Genomic DNA, 23,716 nt, shown 5'->3' with positions numbered 1-23,716 from the left:
AACTTGAGCACGTCGTTCGTTGTTCGCCGGTCGTTGTTCGTCGTTCGTTGTTCGCTGTTCATGACCGTCGTGCTCGCTTCTCAGCGTCGGTGAGGGTTCGTCGCGCTAGTCCGTCGTCGGGTCGTCCTGATCGAACCCGTCACGGCCGTCCGGATCGCTTCGGCGTGGCTGGTCGCGCTGCGGGCCGGGATGAGAGTACGGCTGTGGCTCTTGCCCGTGGCGCTGCTTGCGACTCGTTCGCCGGTGCTGGACCAGCGCGAGGGTGAGCGCACCCAGCCCGAGCAGGAAGAACAGGAAGTTCAACAGCCCGCCGATCCAGGGGATCTGCGCGAGGAGTGCGCCGCCGACCAGGCCCACGACGAGGGCGAGCCACCGGTTGTCGATCCCGCCAGCGGAGAGCAGCCACGCCGCGACGGCGAAGCGGCCGTAGATGACGCCGATCCAGACGATCAGCGCGAACAGGAGCCCGCCGACGAGCGAGAACGGGATGCCGACGATCGTGATCGCGAGCGCGATCAGCAAGAGCGGGACGCCGATGAGGACGCCGAGCCCGACCAGGCCGGAGCGGACCGGCTTCTGGGAAACCTGACCCGCCACACTATCGGAGAACCGCGGGAAGATAGCGAGCAGTGCGGCCCCGAGGAGGAGGTTCAGGGCGAGGATGTACGCCGAGGCGAGCAGCGATCCGATCGGTTCGAACGTCGGGACCCACTCACTGCCGAGCGTGGAGTCGTACTCGATTTCGCCCGCGACAGCGTCGGTGTTGCCGACGAGGTCGCCACCGTAGCGCAGATCGCCGCCGATGGCGGCCTCCTCACCGAGCGTAGTCGTTTCGGCACCGACCTCTGCGTCGCCGTCGATCGTTCCGTCGATGGTTACGCTCCCCGCGCCGGCCGCGAGGCTGCCACCGATCGTTGCGCCCTCGGCGATTTCCAGTCCGCCAGTTGCAGCGTTGACGTCACCGCCGACATCACCGGTGATCGTGACACTTCCGGCACCGGCCTCGACGTCGCCGCCGACGTCGCCATCGATTCGAACGTCGCCCGCAGCGGCGCTGACGTCTCCAGTGACCGTTCCCTCGACGACGACAGTGCCGCCGAAGGCGTTGAGACTGCTGACGGTCTCGTCGGGGCCGACGGTGATTGTCCCGCCGGTGCGCGACTCAGACTGGGCGGCGACTGGTGCCGCAAACGCGCTACAGGCGAGGAGAATCACGACGAGGAGGACGAACGCGGTCGAGGCGGTCGACCGGCTACTGGTAGTACGTTCCATACTGACTGTTGGCTGCAATCGGTGAAAAAATTGTCATTCGGTCAACTTCTGTACCAGTCCGTTTCCGGGACGCTTCCGGATCGATGAGCTCGGCTTCACCATGGCCGTTCGGTGGAAACAGCGTTCAGCGTGGTTGCTCAGTGGAAACGGCGTTTACCGTCGCCGTTCGGTGGAAACAGATCTGTGAACCGCTCCCCCGCAGCCCTCTCGATGGAATCGTTCGGTCGATTTATCTTCGGCCCGTCCCTTGACCCGATATGAGCGACGCCGACGGCGCGACTGAGGCCGAGACCAATACCGACACCGAGGTCGCCGAGTCGACTGCCGGCCGGACCGAGGTCTGGATCGAGAAGTATCGGCCGGAGTACTTAGGCGAGATCAAGGGCCACGAGAACATCGTCCCGCGACTCCAGCGATACGTCGAACAGGACGACCTACCCCACCTCATGTTTGCGGGGCCGGCCGGCACCGGGAAGACGACCGCCGCACAGGCCATCGCCCGCGAGGTCTACGACGACGACTGGCGCGAGAACTTCCTCGAACTCAACGCCTCCGACCAGCGCGGCATCGACGTCGTCCGCGACCGCATCAAGGACTTCGCGCGCGCCTCCTTCGGCGGCTACGACCACCGCATCATCTTCCTGGACGAGGCCGACGCACTCACCTCCGACGCCCAGTCCGCCCTGCGCCGGACGATGGAGCAGTTCTCGAACAACACCCGCTTTATTCTCTCGTGTAACTACTCGAGTCAGATCATCGATCCGATCCAGTCTCGATGCGCGGTGTTCCGCTTTACGCAGCTCACCGAGACCGCTATCGAGGCGCAGGTCCGCGAAATCGCTGCCGATCAGGACATCGAGGTCACCGACGACGGCGTCGACGCGCTGGTCTACGCGGCCGACGGCGACATGCGAAAGGCGATCAACGCCCTGCAGGCTGCGGCCGTGATGGGCGAAACCGTCGACGAGGAGACCGTCTTTGCGATTACCGCGACCGCACGGCCCGAAGAGGTCGAGGAGATGGTCGACCAGGCCATCGCCGGCGACTTCACCGCCGCACGCGCGTCACTCGAGGACCTCCTTACTGACCGCGGCCTTGCGGGTGGCGACGTCATCGACCAGCTCCACCGCTCGGCCTGGGCGTTCGACATTCCGGAGCAGGAGACGGTTCGGCTACTCGAACGCCTCGGCGAGGTCGATTTCCGGATCACTGAGGGCGCGAACGAGCGACTGCAACTCGAGGCGATGCTGGCGTCGCTGGCGCTCGAGAATCAGTAACGGCTGTTTTTCCGGTTCGTCTTCAACGGCATTCTCGCGGGAGTCGCGGTCAGCGCTGACAGTTAGAGCTCAACCGAGTCGACGCCGCGGAACGCAAACGCCGAACGCTCGTCGTCCGCCGCAATACCGACGTCCCAGCCGTGGGCGTCGGCGATCTGTTCGACGCGCTCGCGGGCCCCCGCTAGATCGCCTGTGACTTCCGCTGCGTTCTCGGTTGGAGCAGCGAGTTGCGTTTCCGCAGATGCCGATGCCGATTCCGATGCCGATGCCGATGCTGCCTGTGCATCCGCGTTCGCCGCAGCCGCCGTCTCGTCGGCGACACTCGAGTCGGCCTCCTCTCCCTGTCCCTGTCCTTCCCTCACTGAGCCGTCGCCGGCACTCGTCGCCGAAGGCCCATCACGAGCAACGTAGAACCCGTCGTCCGTCGCGCCGACGGTGACCGTTGCGGACGGCGTTGACTCGGTGTCCGAGCGGTCGCCTATCCGACTATCTGCCAGTACGAGCCGCACCACCAGTTCGAACAGCTCACGCAGTCGCGTCCGGTCGGCCTCGAGGACGAGCGTCGATTCGGTGACGAGTTCGGCCGTACCGGTGTCGACGGTGATCCAGGCGCGCCGAGCCACGTCGTGAATCGCGACGGGCTCGGTTTCGGCGAGCACGTCGTCGCTCGCAGCGAGATCGTACAACGACTCGACGTGGTCCGTTAGCTGCAGGTGGGCGTCGTCGATCACCTCGAAGTGTTCGGCGTCGCCGGTCTTCTCGACGAGTTCGAGGTAGCCCCGGGCGACGTTGAGCGGCGTCTGGACCTCGTCTTCGAGCATGGTCGCGATGGCATCGAGTCGGCGCCTGGTCGCCGTGAGTTCTCGTTCCGTCTCGCTCTGTTCGGTGCGGTCGACGTAGTAGAGGAGTCCGGTCTGAGCGCTCGCAGACGTGTTTTCCTCGGCAGTTTGCTCGGTTCCGCTGCTGCTATCCAGCGGAACCACCGTCACCTCGAACTCTCGCACACCTGTGACCGTTTCCCGACGGCACTCGAGTACCCGCTGTTCGCCGGCGTGTAGTGCGTCGGTGAGTGCGGTTGCACGCTCGCTCAGGCCGGAGGGGATGGTGTACTCCTGGACGGAGCGGCTGCGGAGGGTTTCCCGGTCGTCGCCGAACGTGGCTTCGAAGGCGGCGTTGATGTCGGTGATGACCGCCTCGGCGTCCCCATCGGGTTCGGACCCGGCCTCGAGTTCGTACCGCAACGCCGGCAGCGGCGCGGCGGCGAACGCCGCCCGGAACCGGTCGCGTTCAGCTGCGAGTTGCTCGGCGGCCTCGCCGATGACTGTCTGCTCCTCTGCGAGCCGATCCCGCTCGCTTGCAATTTCGTCGCGGGCCGTCTCGAGTTGGTCTCGCTCGGCTGCCAGACGTGCTTCGGCCCGGTTTCGGTCGAGAACTGCGGTTGCGATTTCACAGAGGAACTCGAGTTGGTCGACAGCGGTTGGGGTTGGAGCTGGGGCTGCGTTGGTGGCGGGTTCGTCGGTGTCGGTGTCGGTGTCGGCGCCGGTGTCAGTCTCTGTGTTCGTGTTCGTATCCGTGTCCGTACGTCCGTCTCCCTCGCCTGCATCGCTGTTCCCCACTTCGAACCGCTCCGGCGTCTCACTCGCGACTACCAGCACCCCAAGGTCGTCGATCGGCACGCTACACAGCGAGCGGACGTCTGGCAGCGGTGGCTCGATGTCCCCATTGGCCGCGATGTCGGAAACAACGTACGTGTCGCCCGCCCGAAAGGCCGTCCCGACCGGGCCGTCGGTCGGCATCGCATCGATTGCGTTTGCATCGACCCCCGCAGCCGTCGTTTGGGCCACGAGTTCGCCGAAGTTGACCGTCGAGATCCAACACTCGGCGTTGTCGACCGTGTTTGCCGTGAGTGAGACGAGGGACTCGAGTAGCTGGTCGCGATCGCGACAGGAGAGCAGGTTGGCGATGCCGGCGAGCAGTGTGTTTGTGCTGTCGTGGGTGGTCGCTGTCGTTGCTGTCGTGAGTGGTTCCGGGTTTGTGTCTGCGTCTGTGTCCGTGTCCGTCTGCGAGTTCGTTTCACCGGTGGCGACGATGGCGGCGTCAGTGTCAGTATCGGTGCCGTCGTCAGTCTCTGTGTCAGTATCGGTACCAGCGTCACCCTCGCTGTCGTCGCCGTCGCGCTGCTCGACTGAGTCGGCGCTCGTCTCCGTCGACCTACCGTCGTTCCCGTAACACAACCACGTGAGTTCGTCCGCGAGGTGGGAGACGGCGTCGTCGGTATCGCGCCGGACGTAGCCGTCGATGCCGTCCGTCGAGCGCGCGGCCGTCGCACCGTAGCCGCTCTCGGAGAACAGGACGAGGGGCGTCTCTCCGCAGGCGTCGGCAACTTCGAGGAGATGCGCGCCGTCGGGTGTCGTCGGCGTCTCCGCGAAGACGACGCAGTCGACGTTCGCAGCCCAGCTTTCGACCCGCTCGACGGTGGTCATTGGCCGGACGGCGCGGTCGGGACCCGACGGCACGCGCTGGAGCGCCGCCGCTCCGTCGCGGGCCGCGTCCTCGGACGCGGCGACGTAGAGGATTGTCTGCGGCCGATGTTGTGGTGTCCCGGTTCCCATCGTAGCCCTGCCCCTGAGTCGTCGTCTATTCGTACTGTCCGTATCACCACGATAAAGATTCTGCTGCCGGCAGCAGACTTGTAACAATCAAGACATTAGCCAGCTCTCAGAGAGCCGTCGATACAGCGTCCAGAACCCGGCTCCGATTCACTAATTCACACCAATCTCACTAATATCTATCCGACATAATGAATAACTGAACACCCGGTCTCTGAGACGAGCGGACGGCTATCGGGCGGATTCTCGCCGAGTGAGTGTTGCGGAACTGTTTTACGCCCTGCATGGCCAACACGTGTATAATGAGCCAACTTGAGGAGGAGTACCGTCTCGAGTATTTCGAGACGGAGGGGTTCGTCCGGAAGGAGTGTCCCTCCTGTGGCGCGCAGTTCTGGACGCGCGACCACGACCGAGAAACCTGCGGGGAACCGCCCTGTGAGGAGTACGACTTCATCGAGAACCCCGGATTCGACGAAACGTACAGCCTCTCGGAGATGCGAGAGCAGTTCCTCTCGTTCTTCGAAACACACGACCACGAGCGGATCGACCCGTATCCGGTCGCAGCGAACCGCTGGCGCGACGACGTTCTGCTGACCCAGGCGTCGATCTACGACTTCCAGCCGCTCGTCACGAGCGGTGAGACGCCGCCGCCGGCGAACCCGCTCACCGTTTCCCAGCCCTGCATCCGGATGCAGGACATCGACAACGTCGGAAAGACCGGCCGCCACACGATGGCCTTCGAGATGATGGCCCACCACGCGTTCAACGCGCGCGAGGACTTAGACGACCCTGACCAGTACGCCTACCAGGGCGAGGTCTACTGGAAGGACCGCACCGTCGAACTCTGCGACGAGTTCTTCGACTCGATGGGCGTCGACCTTGAGGAAGTCATCTACATCGAAGATCCGTGGGTCGGCGGCGGCAACGCCGGGCCCGCAATCGAGGTCATCTACCGCGGCGTCGAACTCGCCACGCTGGTCTTCATGTGCATGGAGCAGGACCCCGACGGCGAGTTCGAGATGAAAGACGGGAACCGCTACTCCTACATGGACACCTACATCGTCGACACCGGCTACGGGCTCGAACGGTGGACCTGGGTGTCCCAGGGAACCCCGACCGTCTACGAGGCCGTCTACCCCGACATGATCGAGTTCCTCAAAGACAACGCGGGACTCGAGCACACCGAGGACGAGGAGGCGCTCATCCACCGCGCCGCCAAACTCGCGGGCCACATGGACATCGACGAGGCCGAGGACATGGAGACCGCTCGCGGCGAAATCGCGACCGAACTCGATGTCGATCCGGGCGAACTCGAATCCCTGATGGAACCACTCGAGGACATCTACGCCATCGCAGACCACTGCCGGACGCTCGCGTACATGCTCGGCGACGGCATCGTCCCCTCGAACGTCGGCACGGGCTATCTCGCACGAATGGTGCTCCGTCGAACGAAGCGCCTCTGTGACACCGTCGGCGTCGACGCGCCGCTCGACGAACTCGTCGACATGCAGGCAGCGCGCCTGGAGTACGAGAACCGCGATACGATCCGCGACATCGTCCGCACTGAGGTCGAGAAGTACCGCGAGACGCTCGAACGCGGCAGTCGTCGCGTCGAATCGCTCGCCGCAGAGCACGCCGAGTCGGGCGAGCCGATTCCGACCGACGAACTGATCGAACTCTACGACTCCCACGGGCTTCAGCCCGACATGGTCGAGGAAATCGCCACAGAGGCCGGTGCAGACGTCGACGTGCCGGACGACTTCTACAGTCTCGTCGCCGAGCGCCACGACACGCCCGACGCGGCCGAGGAGACGGCAGACGAGACCGACGAGCGCTTTGCCGACCTCCCCGAGACGGAGACGCTGTACTACGACGACCAGCAGCGCACGCAGTTCGAGGCGGTCGTGCTCGATGTCTTCGAACGCGAGGAGGGCTACGACATCGTCCTCGACCAGACGATGTTCTACCCCGAGGGTGGTGGCCAGCCCGCAGACACCGGGACGCTCTCGACCGACGACGCGACCGTCGAGGTCCGCGACGTCCAGCGCGAGGACGGCGTGATCCTCCACCGCACGGACGACAAACTCGGCAAGGGCGAGTTCGTCAACGGCCAACTCGACACCGCCCGGCGTCGCCAGCTCATGCGCCACCACACGGCGACCCACATCATCATCCACGCCGCCCGCCAGGTCCTCGGCGAGCACGTCCGCCAGGCCGGCGCTCAGAAGGGCGTCGACTCCTCGCGGATCGACCTGCGCCACTACGACCGCATCTCCCGCGAGGATGTCAAGACGATCGAACGCGTCGCGAACGACCTCGTAATGGACAACACCTCGGTCAGCCAGGAGTGGCCCGACCGCCACGACGCCGAATCCGAACACGGCTTCAACCTCTACCAGGGCGGCATCCCGCCGGGCGAACAGATCCGCCTCATCCACGTCGCCGACGACGTCCAGGCCTGCGGTGGCACCCACGTCGACCGCACCGGCGATATCGGCTCGATCAAGATCCTCACCACCGAGCGCGTCCAGGACGGCGTCGAGCGCATTACCTTCGCCGCTGGCGATGCCGCACTCGAGTCCACCCAGGAGAACGAGGACGCCCTCTACGAGGCGGCCGAGATTTTGGACGTTTCGCCGGAGGAGGTCCCCGAGACCGCAGAACGGTTCTTCGAGGAGTGGAAGGACCGCGGCAAGCAGATCGAGGACCTGACGGAGGAACTCGCAGCGGCCCGTGCGGGCGGCGGTGGCAGCGGCGAGGAGTACGATGTCGGCGAGACGACGGCAGTCGTCGACCGACTGGATGCCGATATGGACGAACTCCGTGCGACCGCGAGTGCGATCGTCGACGAAGGAAGCATCGCAGTTCTGGGCAGCGGTGAGAGCGGTGCGACGTTCGTCGTCGCCGTTCCGGACGGCGTCGGCGTCAACGCTGGCGAAGTGGTCGGCGAACTGGCCGCTCGCGTCGGCGGCGGTGGCGGCGGTCCGCCGGACTTCGCGCAAGGTGGGGGTCCGAACACCGAGGACCTGGACGACGCACTCGCGGACGCACCTGACGTGTTGCGGCAGGTCCTCGACGCCTGAACGCGGCGCGAGCGCAGATAGAACCGAAACCGTCGCCTTTCTTCATCCACTCGCTTCTAGTATGCCTACCGCGTCGAACGGTTCCGTCTCACTGCACTACTCCCGCGACGGCGACGCCGCGGCAGACACCGCTCCCGTCGTCTTCATCTCCGATGCCGGTCTCGGCGGCTGGCTCTGGGGCTGGCAACACGCGGCCCTCACTGGCCCGTTCGAAACCATCGTCTGGGACCTCCGCGGCACCGGCCGCTCTGATGGGCCGCCGGGACCGTACGACCTCGCTGACTTCGTCGCCGACCTCGAAGCGGTCCTCGCAGCGTGTGACGTTCGCAGCGCCCACCTCGTCGGCTGCGGCCTCGGTGGCGCGATCGCGCTTGCGGCCGCTCGCTCCACGAGTCGCGTCGAAACGCTCTCGCTGTTCGGCACGGCAGCCACCGGCGATGCGTTCTCCCTCGAGTCGCTGTTCGCCCCGCCGGCCGACCGGGACGCGATTCGGGAGTCACTCGAGTCGGTGCTCTCTGCTGACTTTCTCGCGTCCCAACCGGAGGTCGTCGAGGGAATGGTTGACTGGCGAGCCGATGGCGATGCCGACCGTGCGGACTGGGAAGCACAGGTCGCAGCGCTCGACGACTTCGACGCGACGGACTGGCTCGTCGAGGTAACCCAGCCGACGCGGGTGTTCCACGGAACCGACGACTCGCTCGTCGATCCCGACGCCGGCCGCGACCTCGCGCGTGGGCTGCCCCGCGGCGAGTTCGAGGCACTCGAGTCCGTCGGCCATCTCGGCTTTATCGAGCGCTCGCGGGATGTGAACGATCGGTTGCTCGGGTTTTTGGAGTCCGAGTCGCAGTCGGCGGACTCGTAGCCACAGAGCTGGCGGCTTGCGAATGACTCCGCTCGTATTACGGCTGCGAGCGTCGTCATCCCTCTCGTGACTCTCTCGCTCGCACGGCGGGCGGCGCGCTTTCCGAATCGCACCGCTATCGTCGATATTTCGGAGGAGCGGCTGTACGCACCCGCCGAGACGATCCACGAGGATCAGATTACGTATGAGGGGCTCTCGACGCTCGCAGACTGGCTCGGCGCGCGTCTCGCGGGACTCGGCATCGATGCGGGCGACACCGTCTGTCTCGTTTCGCGAAACCGCGTGACCTCGCTCGCGCTGCTGTTCGCGTGTCGCCGCCTCGGTGCGACGCTCGCCCCGATTTCACACCTGCTCACGCCGGTGACTGTCGAGCGACCGTTCGACGCGCTCGATCCTGACCTCGTCGTCGCTGAACCGGCCCAGCGCGACCTCGTCCGTTCGATACCGTTCGACCGCTCGGTGACGCTGCCCGACCTCACGGATGTCGAGCCCGCCGACCGCTGGGGCAGCGATCCGGATGCATCGCGGGCGCTGCTCGCCCTCCACGGCGACAACGGACAGCCGATCGTTACGTTTTCTGCGCGGACGCTCGAGTCCAACTGCATCGCGGCGGTCCTGACGTGGGGGTTCACGCAGGACACCGTCGCGCCGATTCCGACTCCGCTATCGGCACCCGACGGACTCGTTCGGCTGGCGCTCCCGGTGCTGTACGCCGGCGGCCGGCTGTTACTCGACCGGGCGTTCGATCCGGGCGATGCGCTGACCGCGATGGCTGCGGAGAACGCGACACATCTTTCGGGCCGGACGAGCGTTTTTCGTGACTTGGCAGGCGACGCGGACGGCGCGTTCACGGCCGCACTCGAGTCCGTCCGGTGTGTGTTGCCAGACGCGACAGTCGACCCGGCATTGCTCGATCCGTATCGAGATCGCGGGATTCCAGTCTCGCGCGTGTACGGGGTACTCGAGTGTCCGACGATACTCGCGGGAAGCGCCGTTGCGAGCGGTGGTTTTGCGGGGACTGACGACGGAGACGGGAGAGACGAGGCTGCCGAGACGGCGAGTATCGGGCGTCCGGTTCTGGACTGTCGAGTGCGACTCGTCGGGTCGGACGGTGCCGTCGTCGAGGGTGCAGGGAACGGAACGCTCGAGGTGCGGGGGACGGTCGTCGCGGACGGGTACCTCGGTGGGGAAGCGGCGGGGAGTCAGCCGGCCGACCAGTGGGTCGATACCGGCCAGTCGTTCGAGCGAGACGAGCACGGACGGTACGCGCTGGAGTGAGGGACGTTCCTGAGCATGACAGAACGGGATGTGGTGGGGTGGGGCGGGATGTAGAGAAACGGCTCTGCTGAAACCCTCAATAGATGATACGTATTGACTACTGAATACAGAGGATAAGTGCAGCACGAGAGCGCTGTTTGTTTCACGCCCAAATCAGTGAACTATCTGCTCACCACACGTGCGAATGTACCGGTTACGGTCCCGTGTACCGACTGTGTCCTCGGCTTCTTGGGATGAAAAGTGGATTAGTTGATTACGCGCGAGCGGGGGCCGTCTCGGAGGTATCGGCACTGTTGTTCGCGTAGGCGCTGTACGCCGAGAGGACAGCGATGAGCAGGCCGCCACCGGCGGTAGTCATCGCGAGTTCGTTGCTGCCCATCTCGATGACTGCCGGGGAGACGAGCGCCCACAGGCCGAGCAGTGTAGCCAGCGACGCGACGGCGACGTTCGCCAGTCGATCCTTCGTCAATCGGTAGAAGTTGTATCCGGCGAGCAGGAACACTGCCGTCCCGGTCATGGTGTCATTCCAGATCGCCGCCTCTGTGGACTCGAACATGAACGGGTAGGCTATGAGCCCTAATCCTGCCAAGGCAACGATTGCGCTCACCCACTGCATCGTGTCCGTATTGAGGGTATCACGAGTAGCTTCGGTACCGCTGGTCGATTCGGTGTCAGTTGGTGTATTGCTCATGACGAACGCCCTTTTTACCCGTAGAATAGGGAAAACGGCGAGGCTTGCACTCTCAAGAGGCTATGTACTGTCTGGTTTGCGAACTGATCGTGTGATGCAGATTGTTCCTCAGTTAATCAAAACACAGGGAGTCAGTGAAAATGTTGGGAACATAAGCGTTTCCGGCGTCTTATACAGTTGATGCACAATACCAAGTATCCAAAGCCAACTCGCGTAATGATCCACCTTCTGCTGACGAGGATGTGGCGAAGCTCCGTCTCCAACTGTCTAGCTTTTCTCTTTCGGAATTAGAACAGGAGGGATTGGTCAACTGGAACAGAGACGAACACATCGTGACGAAAGGCTCGCACTTCGACGAGAAGCGACCAGAGTGGGAGATTGACTAATAGCAGATAACAACGTTCGTTATCTCGTCCGCCTGTACTGATCAGCGTGTTCCTCCCAAGATACATTGAAACGAAACGTAGTGATCTGCTCACTGTACGTGCTTGTTGACCAGCGAACGTTCTATCAGGTCCGAGAGAGGTTTGTAGCGTTGTGTTGAATACACAGCACGAATGTGACACGAGCTGAGAGGCAATCAATGCGGAAGAGTGAATGCTCAGTGCATAGCGTGTACTGCTCACTAATTGGCCAACCAGCGGTACGTCGATCCCCTGTTCAGATCGGACAGTCTTCTACCAAGTGAACACACACGTTTATCTCTCGTATGCGCTCCGTATCATCTGTTATCCGCCACATACTGTTTGGCTAATAACAATTCGGCCGCCATTTTTCGACTTGCTGCTGCTGGCCGAAGTATACTGTCTGTAGGGGCCAATGAGGTTAATGATGTCAGATAAGACAGACATAACCCCTCCACACGGGGGGACGACCAGACACGAAGGGGGAAGGAGGATCGAGGAGGAAATGCCGACCAGCGATGAGGAGAGAATGACTACTGAGAAGGGGAAATCTCGTCCCCGTCTAATTGATGTAGTCACCCTCATCGGCCTTGGTTACGTACTCCGAGATTGGTTTGGTTCAGTAAGCGAAAAGGTCAGTTCTGAGGGCGACGGCCCCTCAAAGCAGGGTCATGGAGTCACTGACACCGTCAAAAGTCGTACGTGGGGGATGACCCACGGCGCGGCTGATCAAGTCCAGAAGGGTGGTCAAAAAGTAGCAGAAAAGACGGAAGAGACGACGGAGAACGTCGCCAATCGAATTAGAGAGTCCAGCGAGGGGCTCAGCGATCAGATCGAAGAGGGAAGTAAACAGATCGGTGAGATGGTCGAAGAAAGTGGTGAAGAGGCGGGTGAGATGCTCGAAGAGGCGGGTGAGATGGTCGAAGAGAGTGGTGAAGAGGCAGGTGAGATGGTCGAAGAGAGTGGTGAAGAGGCAGGTGAGATGGTCGAAGAGAGTGGTGAAGAGGCAGGTGAGATGGTCGAAGAGAGTGGTGAAGAGGCAGGTGAGATGGTCGAAGAGAGTGGTGAAGAGGCAGGTGAGATGGTCGAAGAGAGTGGTGAAGAGGCAGGTGAGATGGTCGAAGAGAGTGGTGAAGAGGCAGGTGAGATGGTCGAAGAGAGTGGTGAAGAGGCAGGTGAGATGGTCGAAGAGAGTGGTGAAGAGGCAGGTGAGATGGTCGAAGAGAGTGGTGAAGAGGCAGGTGAGATGGTCGAAGAGAGTGGTGAAGAGGCAGGTGAGATGGTCGAAGAAGGTGGTGAGGAGACAGCTGAGATGGTCGAAGAAGGTGGCGATGAAGTAGGCGGGACGCTCCGAGAAGGCGGTGAGGAAACTGGTGAAATATTCGAAGAAGGTGGTGAAGAAGTGGACGAAATGCTCGAAGAAAGGGAAGACGATGGTGGGGACACGAGAGAAAAGATGAGGGACGGCGGGAAAGAAATAGTCGAAATGACTGATGAGGAGACAATAGTAGAACGTATCCGTCAGGCTATATTAAAATAGGAAACTCCCGAGATGTCGATACTGAATGTGCGCAGTAAGTAGGTTTACTGAGCAGTTGGTTCGTCGTCGTTGACGCGAAACAAACGAAGCCTTTGTGCGGAACGCATCTTCTATATTCAGCAGGCGACTTTTGACATGGTCCTGATAGATCGATACCCGCTTCGGTAACTGCTTGTCCTGTACTGAACGATCACCACCTTCGCAAAGCGGCCCGGATCTCGTGCCACATTCGCGCCCTGTATTCAGCAAGGCGGTTGGAATCTATCACCGATTGAGGCTTTCAACAAAACCGGTAAACGGGACGGGATGGGGCGAAACGGGACGGAACCGAACGGGACAAAACGAAACCGACCTGGCACCATCAGGACCGCAGTCGACTTTCGTATCGTGCGCCGAGTCGCTCCGTCGCCAGCAGGAGTTCGTGGGCGACGACGAGCACGACGACGGTGAGGACGATCAGCACGCCCTCGAACACCGTCGAAAGCAGTCCGAGCGAAACGATCAACGTCGTCGCACACGCTGGCGGGTGTCGGGTGTCGGTCGCGAGCATGCCGCCGGTCGTGAGCATCGTCGCGAGCACGGCGCTCGCGGCGATCCGAAGGCCTTCGATCGAACCCGGATCTGTCGCGCTGGTCATCGTCACGCCCGCAGCGAACAGATGGTAGGCGAGCAGTCCGGCCGCGACGCCGATCGCGTGGCCGCCGATCACCCGTCGCGGGGAGGTCGCGTCGCTGTCCTGAAAGAGCGCCAGAACGAACGCGGAGGGACCGAGACTCGGGAACAACATCGGCAATCCGGAGAGCCACGCCACCGCAGCAGTGGTCAGAATAAGGAGGCCGGTGTGCAGCGTCGTTCCCGTCCGGTCGTCCATACCCCCCATTGGAAAGTGATGCGAAAAACACCCCCGATTCACGTTGCCGCGCCCGGACCTGCGGTCGCCTTGTGCACCTCCGCGTGTCGTTATTACCCTCGCGGAACGATCGTCACCGGAATCGTCGACCGCCGTGCAACACCCTCCGCGATGCTTCCAAGCAACATCCGCGAGACGCCGGACCGGCCAGCGCTGCCCATCACAATCTGGTCGGCCCCTTCCTCGTCGGCGAACTCGAGTATCGCCTCGGCCGAGGTACCTTCGATGACGGCTGTCTCGACGGGGTGATCGCGTCTTGTCGCCAGCTCCCGCACCTCGGTGAAGAACTCGGGTTCTGCCTCGTCAGCGTCCGCTGGAGCCGACTCTCCCGCATAGCCGGTTTCGAGGTCGTCGACGACGTGAACGACCGTGATCTCGGCATCGGGATAGACTGTGAGAGCATGCTCGAATGCCGCACGCGCGGGCTCGGAGTCGTCCATCGGAACGAGCAGCTGCCGGGTCATGGGTGTTCGTACGGGGTTCTCCGTGAAAATCCCCGGCCCCTTCCGCGCTCGGCTCGATGCTGGCCACTGCATCTGTCCGCTGCTGTGTCCGCCGAACGCCGCTGACCTCCACCACTATTCGACGGCTGTTCGACTGTCGTGTCCCTCGCGTGCAGCGTCAGTTCACCGTCTCAAGCGATAGTGTATCCTGTACGGCCCGTGAGTCGGGAAGCGTCCGCTCGAAGAAGTCGCGATTCTCGCGCATCGTCTCCTCGTCCCACTCCCACCACTCGAGTTCGAGCAGCCGTTCCCGCGTTTCCTTTGGGAACCGCCACCGCACTCGCTTGGCTGGGACCCCGGCGACGACCGCGTACGGATCGACGTCGCTCGTCACGACGGCACCGGCACCGATAATCGCGCCATCCCCAATCGTGACGCCGGAGAGGATCGTCGCATCCGTTCCGATCCAGACGTCGTTGCCGACTTCGATTGGCCCGTCTGCTGTGGGTGGCAGCTCACTGTCGAGAACTTCGTCGTACAGTCTGATCTGCATCGCGGGTTTCGTCGTTTCGTGATTCGTTTGCTGGAACGTCGTCTCCCTGGCGATTGCACAGTAGTTGCCGATCTCGATGTCGCCAACGAGGTCGCAGTCTGGTTCGAAGTTCGTTCGTCGTCCGACATCGATCGAGCCATTCAGGATACAGCCACGACTCAACCGGACGTGCGGGCCGAGTGTGACGTGCCCTCGAAGGAGACATCCCATCGAAATTCGTGCCGAGGGTGCGACATCGAGCGCAGTTGCGTCGACGCGTCGATTGAGCAGCCCGTGAGTGATGGACGGATACCCGAGCAGCGACAGGGACCGTTCCACGATGGTATCGAGGGCCATGGAACGGCGCTTCCTCATCGTGTCGAATATAAGTTATTTCCATCCGCCAGAGAGTCATCACTCGGGACCAGTTGAAACACGGACCTACCGACAGTAGGCACGCTGACCAGCTCGACTAGTCCGACGTTTGCGCTGTCGACTGGGTCACTTGTCCCGGTGCGAGCAAGCGTGTACCCATGAGTCCTGACACGTAGCCCACTGATTATGGATCGGGAATCCGGTTGCGTCTGTGGGCTGGGAAACGCATAGCGGGCGTACGAGTAAACAGCATGTCGCTGTCGCGGCGTTCGCTCCCATTACTATCGGTAACCGTTGTGGTAGCGATGGCCGAGTTGATCTATTTCGTACATAACAATCGGGCTTCCTGAATTGCCTCGGTAGTACACCGATGAACCGACGAACGTATCTCACGACGACATCGGCTACGGCCGTTGGACTCGCGCTTGCGGGCTGTATGGGCGGTGATGAGAGCGGTGACGATCCGAGCGACGAAAACGGTGGTGACGCCGAGAGTGAGAACGGTGACGACGGCGGCAACGGCGGCGACCGATCCGGTCTGGTCGGCACCTTCGACGACTTCGAATCCATCGACGAGTGGGAGGCGTTCCAGGACATTGGCGCGATCGACACCGATAGTGAGCGGTCCTACGACGGCTCGCAATCGATGGTTCTCGCGCCGGACCCAGAAGACGGCCAGGTCCGGGCCCGACGCTCGCTCGACGACCCAATCGATATCCGGGATGTCGTCCCTGGCCTCGCGATGACCGCGGAAGACGACGGTGTCGTACTCCTTCAACTGCAGGATGAAGACGGCGACTACGTCGAATACAGCCAACAGGTGATGTCGGACATGCCGTTGGCTCGCAAAAACTTCGGGCTCACTCGCGTCCGCGGCGAACCGGACCTGAGCGAGATCATGGTCTTGCAGATCATCCGCTGGTTTGGCAGCAGTGACGACGAGGGTGACGACGACAGCCGGATGTGGGTCGATGACTTCCACTTCGTTCCGAAGCCGAACGCCGGCAAAGTGATGCTCCAGTTCCACGGCGGCTACGAGACCCACCACTCGGAAGCGCTGCCGCGCGTCTCCGAGTACGGGTTCCCGGCAACGACGTTCGTCCCGACCAGTCGCATTCGGTCGGACGTTGCGGTAGAAGGCGACCGGCTCACGGAAGATCAGGTTGCTGACCTCGCCAACGACGGCTGGACGATCGGCAGCCATTCACACTACGGAACGCACGTCAGCAACATCGGCCCGGACGAAATGGAGGAGAATATCACCGAACCGATCGACTGGCTCGAGGATGAAGGGTACGACGACGGCGCACGCTTCTTCGCGTTCCCCGGCTCGCAGTACACTGAATCTGCCTACGAACTCGTCCAGGACAATTACGACCTCGCGTTCGCGGGCCAGACACAGGCACAGGGGTATGCCGGCAACCCACACCTCTGTTCGACGGTGTCGAACCCTGCGCCCGGCGAAGCGGCTACTATACTCGACTGGACCGCGACCCACGGCGGCATCACGTCGCTCGCGTTCTACCAACTCGAGGAGGAGGAAGCGATCGAGGGGCTCGAGGAAACGCTCGAAGAACTCGATGCCCACGTCGAAGCCGGCGATCTGGAGGTAATCACGCCGGCGGAGATGGCCGACGAGTACGTTCACTAACGACACTGGTGGTAACTGGTGGTAGAAGCCACCGCTTGGATCGGGGTTCGGAAACCGGCCGCTGGGATCGCGTTCTGACCCGGCGTTGCATTCCGCGTTTTCGCTCGTTTGGCGCCCCTTGCGAGCAAACTCTACACCGGATCGTCCACATCCAGCGCCGACTCGAGTGCAGCCTTCTCTGCGCGCAGCGAGTCGAGGTCGTCCGCGAGCGCACCGTTTGCGAGTTGCTCGCGCTCCTCGGCAGTGAGCTGTTCGACCGCCTGGGCGGCCGTCTGGAGCCGGTCGTACTCGTCATCGTACGTCCGCAGACGGATCTCGCGAAGCTGTGCGACCGTCTCCTCGTCAGCCACCCGAGCGACGAACGGCCGGTACTCTCGCACACGGCGCTCGAGTGCACCCGCAGGTTCGGGCGGCCAGTCGATGGTCAGCGCCTCGGCGTCGATCCCGTCCAGATACGTCTGCTGGGTCGCAACACGGCGCTTGAGTACGTCCGCATCCTCAACGTAGTGCTCGAGCTTCGAGTGTGAGTAGCCGGCGAACTCGAGTAGCTTCGGGATCGAATACTCGCCGTCGGAACTCTCTTCGACGTACGCTTTGAGATCCGCCGGCGGCTGTCTGAAGCCGACGAACGGATACCACCGGCTGCGGTCGACGAGGGCGAACACCTCGCGGGCGGGTGTCTCGAGTCGGTACTCGGTGAACGCCTCGCGGATCGCATCGTTGTAGGCCTCGACTGGGTCTCGCAGTTGTTCGACCGGCGCGTCGAGGTCGGCGGTGCCGAGTTCGAGCAGTCGTTCGTGCTCGCTGATCTGACGTTCGATTTCACGCCGGCGCTTGGCGGCGGCGGTGCGGGCGTCGTCGATCGCTTCGCGGGCGGCCTCGCGTTCGTCGAGCAGTTCGGCGTACTGTGCGGCGGGCTCGAGTGCGTCGTGGGCGCGCTCGAAGTCGGACTCGCTGAGGCGGCGCTTGTCGATGGCATCCAGCGCGTCGTCGAACGCCGCGCGCCCCTTCAGATCGTCCGGGAGGTTCTCGACGAGCGTGGAGAACTTGCCCTCGAGTTCAACGTAGGCCTTGAAGTTCTCGCGGCCGGTGCCGGTCGCGCGGTCGACGTACCCCGTGAGGAGTTCGTCGGCGTCGCGGTAGGCGGCTGCGGCTTCGTGGACGGCATCTCCGCCGTGGTCCTCGATGCGCTGAGTTGCGCGCTCGAATCGGTCGCGGGCGGCTTCGAGGTCGGCGAGTGCCGGTGAGTCGACGTGCTCGTGGCCGTCCCGTCGGTCGCCCTCGGTGCCGTCAGTGGCGTTGTGATCGTGGGTGTCGTGGACGCGTTCACTCATCGTCTGGGTTACTCGGATTCGGTGGTCGTCTCGCCGCTTTCGTCTCCATCAATCGTCTCGTCGACCGTCCCGCCGTCCGCGTAGACTGCGTCGGGATCGAACACGGCCTCGCCGACCGTCTCGCCGTCGATGGTCCGGTAGAAACACGAGCGATGGCCGGTGTGACATGCGCCGCCCTCCTGGTCGACCAGATAGAGCAGCGTGTCGGCGTCGCAGTCGACGCGCACCTCGCGGACGTCCTGAACGTGCCCGCTCGTCGCGCCCTTTTCCCAGAGTTCGTCCCGACTGCGCGAGTAGTAGTGGGCGCGACCGGTCTCGCGCGTGCGGTCCAGGGCCTCGGGCGAGACGTAGGCGAGCATGAGGACCTCGCCCGTCTCGGCGTCCTGTGTGACCGCGGGGACGAGGCCGTCCTCGCCGAAGTCGACCGCAACGTCGCCGTTGTCGTCCATGTCTGATGGGTTGGTCGTCGGGGCGATAGGTCTTTTGCCGCCTCGCAAACGTCGCCACCCGGCGATTTACCGGAACCGAACCCGTTCGGCCCGTGACTGTCTCGATTTACGGACGTTCTCACAGCGATAGACAGTCACGAGCAGTTATGGGTCCATCCGTGGTCGACGCCTACCACATGAGCAACTCGAGTTCGGTAACCACGATCACGCGCCGCGGCGCGATCGGTGCCATTGCGTTCGGACTGGCGGGACTGGCCGGTTGTGCGGATAGCGAAGAGATGGACGATCCATCGGACAACGGGCATCAGTCCGATGACGATTCGAACGGCCACGACGGAAACGGCGATGCCAACGGCGAGGAGGGCTTCGAGCGCGAGATTCCCGACCGTGATATCGAGGCGGACTGGGAGGAGGCGGCCGCCTTCCGGACCTGGCTCACCGACGCGGACCCGTTCAACGGCGGCAACCGCCGTTTTGACTACACCGAGGCGTTCCCCGAGGGGACCGACTTCGGGAGCGTCTTCCCCGACTACTTCGAGGTTTCTTCGGAGACCGTGGACGCGCACCTGATCCAGTCGCTCACGCAGGTCTTTTTCGGCTCGTTCGACCGGGACGCTATCGTCGCGGGCGTCGAAGACGACGACGAGTACGAGTTCGTCGACGAGTACGAGGGCTTCGCGATCATCGACGCGCCGATTCCGAACACGTCGGGCCGGCGGGACATCGCCGTCAGTGAGTCGGCCATCGTCATCGGCCCGGACTACGAGGAGCGGATCGACGCCCACCACGGCAGCCACGACCGACTGGAAGATATCGACCAGGAGTTCACCCACCTCTTCCGGCAGTTCCCCCACACGACGACCGTTACCGGCGAGTACAACGCGCCCGAGGGGAGCGACGTCTCGCTCGACGAGATCTACATCTGGGGTGTCTCGAGTGAGTCGCCGATGGCAGACACCATGACCTGGGTGTTCATCCTCGAGGAGGGTGTCGAGCCGACCGACGATATCGTGGCCGAACTCGAGGGTATCTCGGACGACGTCCACGACACCGAGGTCGAGGGGCGGACGGTGACGATTACCGGCGGTGCGCCGAACGTGTCGCCCGGACCCGACGAGTAGGCGCTCAGACTGGCGGAACGTGTTCACTCAGACTGACGGAACGCGTTCAGAGAGTCCGTGTGAGTGTGGCGAAAAGACGGCGTTCTGGTATACTCGATTCTCAGCCCTCGGACTTCACCGTCAGCCGTCAGTTCTGACCGTTCAGCGTGATGTAATCGACGCCGATGATCCGCTCGTCCTCGTTGAGTTCGTCCTTCGCCGCGTCGGGCACCTGACTGTCGACGTTGTACACCGTCAGCGCCTCCCCACCGTGGGCCTCGCGGGCGTTGAACATCCCGGCGATGTTGACGCCGTGTTTGCCCATCACGGTTCCGATGAGGCCGATGACGCCCGGTTCGTCCGTGTTGCGCGTGACGACCATCTTTCCGTGCGGGATGGCGTCCACGCGGTAGCCATCGACGCGGACGATCCGCGGGTCGTCGCCCGCGAAGAGCGTTCCGTCGACGGTGATCGAATCGTCGTCGTTGCTGACCGTCACCGAAATCAGGCTCTGGAAGTCCTCGGCCTGGCGGGTCTTCGACTCCGTCACGTCGACACCGCGGTCTTCGGCGATCTGTGGGGCGTTGACCGCGTTGACCTGCCACTCCAGCGGTTCGAAGACGCCCTTCAGCGCGGAGGCCGTGACGAACTCGATGTCCTCGTCTGCGATGTCGCCCTCGTAGGTGACCTCGATGTTCTCGATGCGGCCATCGAGGAGTTGGGCGGCGACCTTGCCGCCGGTCTCGGCGATTTCGATGTAGGGCTCGAGACGCGGGAAGGCGCTCTCGTCGATCGAGGGCGCGTTGAGCGCGTTCGCGACTGGCTCCTCGGCGAGTGCGGCGTTGACTTGCTCGGCCGTCGAGGTCGCGACGTTCTCCTGGGCTGCCTCGGTCGAGGCACCGAGGTGGGGCGTGACGATGATGTCGTCGTGTTCGAGCAGCGGCGAGTCAGCGGCGAGCGGTTCCTCGGCGAAGACGTCGAGCGCTGCGCCGGCGACGGTCCCATCCTCGACTTTGGCGGCGAGTGCGTCCTCCTGAATGATGCCGCCACGACCGACGTTGACCACGTAGCCGCCTTCCAGCAGGTCGAGTTCGTCGGGGCCGATCATCCCCTCCGTTTCGGGGGTCAGCGGCGTGTGGATAGTGAGGAAGTCGGCACGGGCGAGACAGTCCTCGAAGTCGACGAGTTCGGCACCGAGGCGGTCGGCGCGCTCCTCGGAGATGTAGGGATCGAAGGCGACGATGTCCATGCCGAGCGAATCGAGCTTTTTCGCGACCTCCTGGCCGACGCGACCGAGGCCGACGACGCCGAGCGTCTTGCTGTCGAGTTCGGCACCGAGGTACTCGCTTTTGGCCCACTCGCCGTCCTTCAGGCGGATATGGGCCTGCGGAATCGAGCGTGCGGCGGCGAACGTCATCGCGACGGTGTGCTCTGCGGCCGCGCGGACGTTTCCTTCCGGCGCGTTGGCGACGATGACACCGTTGTCGGTCGCGGCCTCGATGTCGATGTTGTCGACGCCGATTCCAGCGCGGCCGACGATAACCAGGTTCTCGGCGGCTTCGAGGAGGTCGTCGGTGACTTCCGTCCCGGAACGGACGATGAGTCCGTTAGCGTCAGACACCGCCTCGAGAAGATCCTCGCCCTCGAGTTCGTAGCCCGTTTCGACCTCGTGGCCGGCGTCTCTGAGTACGTCAAGACCCGCGTCCGCGATGGGGTCCGTGACGAGCACGTTCATGCGCGAGACAATCGCGCGCAGCAGGTAAACCCTTCCGTTGTCGCCACGGGTGGCAAAAACTACCTTGTCGGCGCTGGCTGGCGATTTTCCGGTTCCCTTCTCCCCACCTTCCGACTCCTCACCTCAGTACCACTACTGCGAACTGTGTTCGAGCCGCGGCACTGCCTCCACCAGCGCGGCCGTCTCGGGATGACTCGGCTCTGCAAGTACCCGCTCGGTCGGCCCCGCCTCGACCACCTCACCGTTCGAAAGGACGACGACCCGATCCGAGACGTGCTCGACCACGTCCAGATCGTGGGAGATCAACAGGTACGTCAACTCGAGGTCCCGCTGTAGTTCCAGCAACAGGTTGAGGATCCGCGCCTGCACCGAGACGTCGAGCGCCGAGACGGGTTCGTCGAGAACGACCAGCCGCGGATCGAGTGCGATCGCCCGCGCAATCGCAACGCGCTGGAGCTGCCCGCCCGAGAGCTCGTGGGGGTACCGCTCGGCGTGGCGCTCCGAGAGCCCGACCGACTCGAGTAACTCGCTGACGCGGTCGCGTCGTCGCTGTTCGTTCCAGCCGTTCGCGTGTAGGGGTTCGGCGATCACCTGCGCGACCGGCAGCCGCGGGTTGAGACTCGATCGCGGGTTCTGGAAGACGACGCCCACGTCGTGGAGGGTGGCTGCCGTGCGGGTTCCGGCCGCGCCGACGAGGTCGCCGTCGAACCGAACTGCGCCGCTCGTGGGTGTTTCGAGTCCCGTCACCAGATTGGCGAGGGTGGACTTGCCGCTCCCGCTCTCGCCGACGAGCCCCAGCGTTTCGCCAGCCGCAATCTCGAGCGTCACGTCGTCGACGGCCTGCAGGCTCCGGTCGGTTCCGAGGAGACGCCTGAGTAGCCCGCCTGCCTGCTGGTATCGTTTCGAGACGCCCTCGAGAGAGACGAGCGAGTCAGTGCCTGCGTCCGTTCTCAGTGGTTGACTCGCCGATCTGGTGCTGGCTGTGGCCGAGGTGGTACTCGAGTCACCCTCGTCGCACTGGGTCTCTCCACACCCGTACTCCAGCCCCAGGCCACCGTCGGCGTCAGGCTCACCGAACACGACGCCCTCGCGACAGCGAACCGTCCCGTCGTCGCGTTCGAACGTCGGCGGTTCCCCCTCCCGGCAGGCGTCGACCGCCGCCGGACACCGCGGCGCGAACGGACAGCCCGGCTGCTCGCCGAGGCGCTCCGGTACCGTCCCCTCGATCGTCGGCACCCGTCGCTTTCTCGCCGCCCGGCTGGTTCGGCACTCGAGTAGCGCTCTCGTGTAGGGGTGGTGGGGCGCTGCGAGCACGCGGTCGGTCGGGCCGGTTTCCATCACCTGGCCGGCGTAGAGCACGACGACGCGGTCGCAGATGTCGGCGACGACGCCGAGGTCGTGGGTGATGAGCAGGGTGGCCATGTTGCGCTCGTCGGTGAGCCGTCGGAGGCGATCCAGCAGTTGCGCTTGCGTCGTCGTATCGAGCGCAGTCGTGGGTTCGTCGGCGATCAGCAGGTCGGGATCGGACGCGAGCGCGATGGCCAGGCCGGCGCGCTGGCGCATTCCGCCGGAGAATTCGTGGGGATAGTCGTCGACGCGGTCGGCGGGCTCGTCGATGCCGACCTGATCCATCAGCTCGACGGCGCGCTCGCGGTGGTCTCGCCAGTCCGATCGGTTGGCGAACAGCGGCGCGTGCAGGTAGTCGAGCAAGCGCTGTCGTTCCGGCTGGTCGTGGACCTTGAGCGATTCGGCGATCTGTTCGCCGACATCGAACGCGGGGTTCAGCGTCTGGTCGGGATCCTGAAACACCATCGAGACGGTGTCACCGCGTAGCTGTCTTCGGGCCCGATCGCTCGCCTCGTGGACGTTCACGCCGTCGATGTGGACGGTGCCGCCGACGACCTCGCCGGGTTCCTGAAGCCCGACGATCGAGCGAGCTGTGACGGACTTGCCACAGCCGCTCTCCCCGACAATCCCGACTGTTTCGCCCGGTTCGAGGCTGAACGAGACGCCGTCGACCGCGCGGACGGGGCCGTCGTGCGTTCCGAACTGTACCTGCAGGTTCTCGACGGCGAGGAGGTTCGTCGCCTCGTCGTCGGGGGTAGCCGCGTCGTCAGGACCGTACTCGAGTGTGGGTGGTGTCGTGGTCATCTGGCTCTGTGGGTGGTGTT

The 23,716-nt window shown here is 63.6% G+C and carries 17 protein-coding genes; 7 read left to right on the top strand and 10 right to left on the bottom strand.

The genetic code is table 11. From position 1 onward, the window contains the following. Positions 1-105: 105 nt before the first annotated feature. On the bottom strand, positions 106-1,272 hold the full coding sequence (locus tag BBD46_RS20165; protein ID WP_071403450.1) for a bactofilin family protein: 1,167 nt from the start codon (positions 1,270-1,272) through the stop codon (positions 106-108). Between the two features lie 257 nt (positions 1,273-1,529). Between BBD46_RS20165 and BBD46_RS20160 the strand changes: the two genes are divergently transcribed. Continuing rightward, positions 1,530-2,549, top strand: coding sequence for a replication factor C small subunit (locus BBD46_RS20160; RefSeq protein ID WP_071403449.1), 1,020 nt, complete (start codon positions 1,530-1,532; stop codon positions 2,547-2,549). Between the two features lie 62 nt (positions 2,550-2,611). Here BBD46_RS20160 and BBD46_RS20155 read toward each other — a convergent pair whose 3' ends face one another. Then, a complete protein-coding gene (locus BBD46_RS20155) occupies positions 2,612-5,161 on the bottom strand; it encodes a PAS domain-containing protein (RefSeq protein ID WP_071403448.1) in 2,550 nt (849 codons plus the stop codon). A gap of 299 nt (positions 5,162-5,460) precedes the next feature. On the opposite strand from BBD46_RS20155, the gene alaS reads away from it, so the two are divergent. From alaS to BBD46_RS20140, 3 genes are all read left to right on the top strand, one after another. Next, entirely contained in the window at positions 5,461-8,241 is a 2,781-nt protein-coding gene (alaS, locus tag BBD46_RS20150) for an alanine--tRNA ligase (protein ID WP_071403447.1), read from the top strand. A gap of 61 nt (positions 8,242-8,302) precedes the next feature. Next, a complete protein-coding gene (locus BBD46_RS20145) occupies positions 8,303-9,103 on the top strand; it encodes an alpha/beta fold hydrolase (protein ID WP_071403446.1) in 801 nt (266 codons plus the stop codon). Positions 9,104-9,169: 66 nt separating this feature from the next. Then, positions 9,170-10,381, top strand: a complete 1,212-nt coding sequence (locus tag BBD46_RS20140; protein WP_071403445.1) for an AMP-binding protein — start codon at positions 9,170-9,172, stop codon at positions 10,379-10,381. Positions 10,382-10,634: 253 nt separating this feature from the next. Here BBD46_RS20140 and BBD46_RS20135 read toward each other — a convergent pair whose 3' ends face one another. Continuing rightward, positions 10,635-11,072: an SPW repeat domain-containing protein gene (locus tag BBD46_RS20135; RefSeq protein ID WP_071403444.1), complete on the bottom strand. Its 438-nt coding sequence runs from the start codon at positions 11,070-11,072 to the stop codon at positions 10,635-10,637. Positions 11,073-11,903: 831 nt separating this feature from the next. On the opposite strand from BBD46_RS20135, the gene BBD46_RS23295 reads away from it, so the two are divergent. Further along, the gene (locus tag BBD46_RS23295) at positions 11,904-13,016 is read left to right on the top strand and encodes a hypothetical protein (RefSeq protein ID WP_253184613.1); all 1,113 of its coding nucleotides are present in this window, start codon (positions 11,904-11,906) and stop codon (positions 13,014-13,016) included. A gap of 361 nt (positions 13,017-13,377) precedes the next feature. On the opposite strand, the gene BBD46_RS20125 is transcribed toward BBD46_RS23295, so the two are convergent. The 3 genes from BBD46_RS20125 to BBD46_RS20115 form a co-directional block, all read right to left on the bottom strand. Continuing rightward, positions 13,378-13,887 carry an HPP family protein gene (locus BBD46_RS20125; protein WP_071403443.1) on the bottom strand — a complete coding sequence of 170 codons (510 nt, stop codon included), beginning with the start codon at positions 13,885-13,887 and terminating at the stop codon, positions 13,378-13,380. 92 nt (positions 13,888-13,979) lie between these two features. Next, entirely contained in the window at positions 13,980-14,390 is a 411-nt protein-coding gene (locus BBD46_RS20120; protein WP_071403442.1) for a universal stress protein, read from the bottom strand. Positions 14,391-14,547: 157 nt separating this feature from the next. Next, positions 14,548-15,258, bottom strand: coding sequence for a CatB-related O-acetyltransferase (locus tag BBD46_RS20115; protein WP_071403441.1), 711 nt, complete (start codon positions 15,256-15,258; stop codon positions 14,548-14,550). A 388-nt stretch (positions 15,259-15,646) separates the two neighbouring features. On the opposite strand from BBD46_RS20115, the gene BBD46_RS20110 reads away from it, so the two are divergent. Then, positions 15,647-16,927, top strand: a complete 1,281-nt coding sequence (locus tag BBD46_RS20110) for a polysaccharide deacetylase family protein (protein WP_071403440.1) — start codon at positions 15,647-15,649, stop codon at positions 16,925-16,927. A gap of 131 nt (positions 16,928-17,058) precedes the next feature. Here BBD46_RS20110 and BBD46_RS20105 read toward each other — a convergent pair whose 3' ends face one another. Together BBD46_RS20105 and hisI are read right to left on the bottom strand one after the other, a co-directional pair. Further along, positions 17,059-18,261 (bottom strand): DUF7118 family protein, encoded by a 1,203-nt coding sequence (locus BBD46_RS20105; RefSeq protein WP_071403439.1) that lies wholly within the window; start codon positions 18,259-18,261, stop codon positions 17,059-17,061. A gap of 8 nt (positions 18,262-18,269) precedes the next feature. Continuing rightward, positions 18,270-18,710, bottom strand: coding sequence for a phosphoribosyl-AMP cyclohydrolase (hisI, locus tag BBD46_RS20100; RefSeq protein WP_071403438.1), 441 nt, complete (start codon positions 18,708-18,710; stop codon positions 18,270-18,272). 146 nt (positions 18,711-18,856) lie between these two features. Between hisI and BBD46_RS20095 the strand changes: the two genes are divergently transcribed. Then, a complete protein-coding gene (locus tag BBD46_RS20095) occupies positions 18,857-19,831 on the top strand; it encodes a hypothetical protein (protein WP_071403437.1) in 975 nt (324 codons plus the stop codon). A 127-nt stretch (positions 19,832-19,958) separates the two neighbouring features. Here BBD46_RS20095 and serA read toward each other — a convergent pair whose 3' ends face one another. Together serA and BBD46_RS20085 are read right to left on the bottom strand one after the other, a co-directional pair. After that, a complete protein-coding gene (gene serA / locus BBD46_RS20090) occupies positions 19,959-21,545 on the bottom strand; it encodes a phosphoglycerate dehydrogenase (RefSeq protein WP_071403436.1) in 1,587 nt (528 codons plus the stop codon). A gap of 132 nt (positions 21,546-21,677) precedes the next feature. Next, positions 21,678-23,696 carry an ABC transporter ATP-binding protein gene (locus BBD46_RS20085; protein ID WP_071403435.1) on the bottom strand — a complete coding sequence of 673 codons (2,019 nt, stop codon included), beginning with the start codon at positions 23,694-23,696 and terminating at the stop codon, positions 21,678-21,680. Between the last annotated feature and the right edge of the window lie 20 nt (positions 23,697-23,716).

Source organism: Natrialba sp. SSL1, assembly GCF_001861355.1.
In the GTDB taxonomy this organism is placed as follows: domain Archaea; phylum Halobacteriota; class Halobacteria; order Halobacteriales; family Natrialbaceae; genus Natrialba.
Note: the sequence above shows the minus strand (reverse complement) of the source record. Positions and strands in the feature narration are given on the sequence as shown.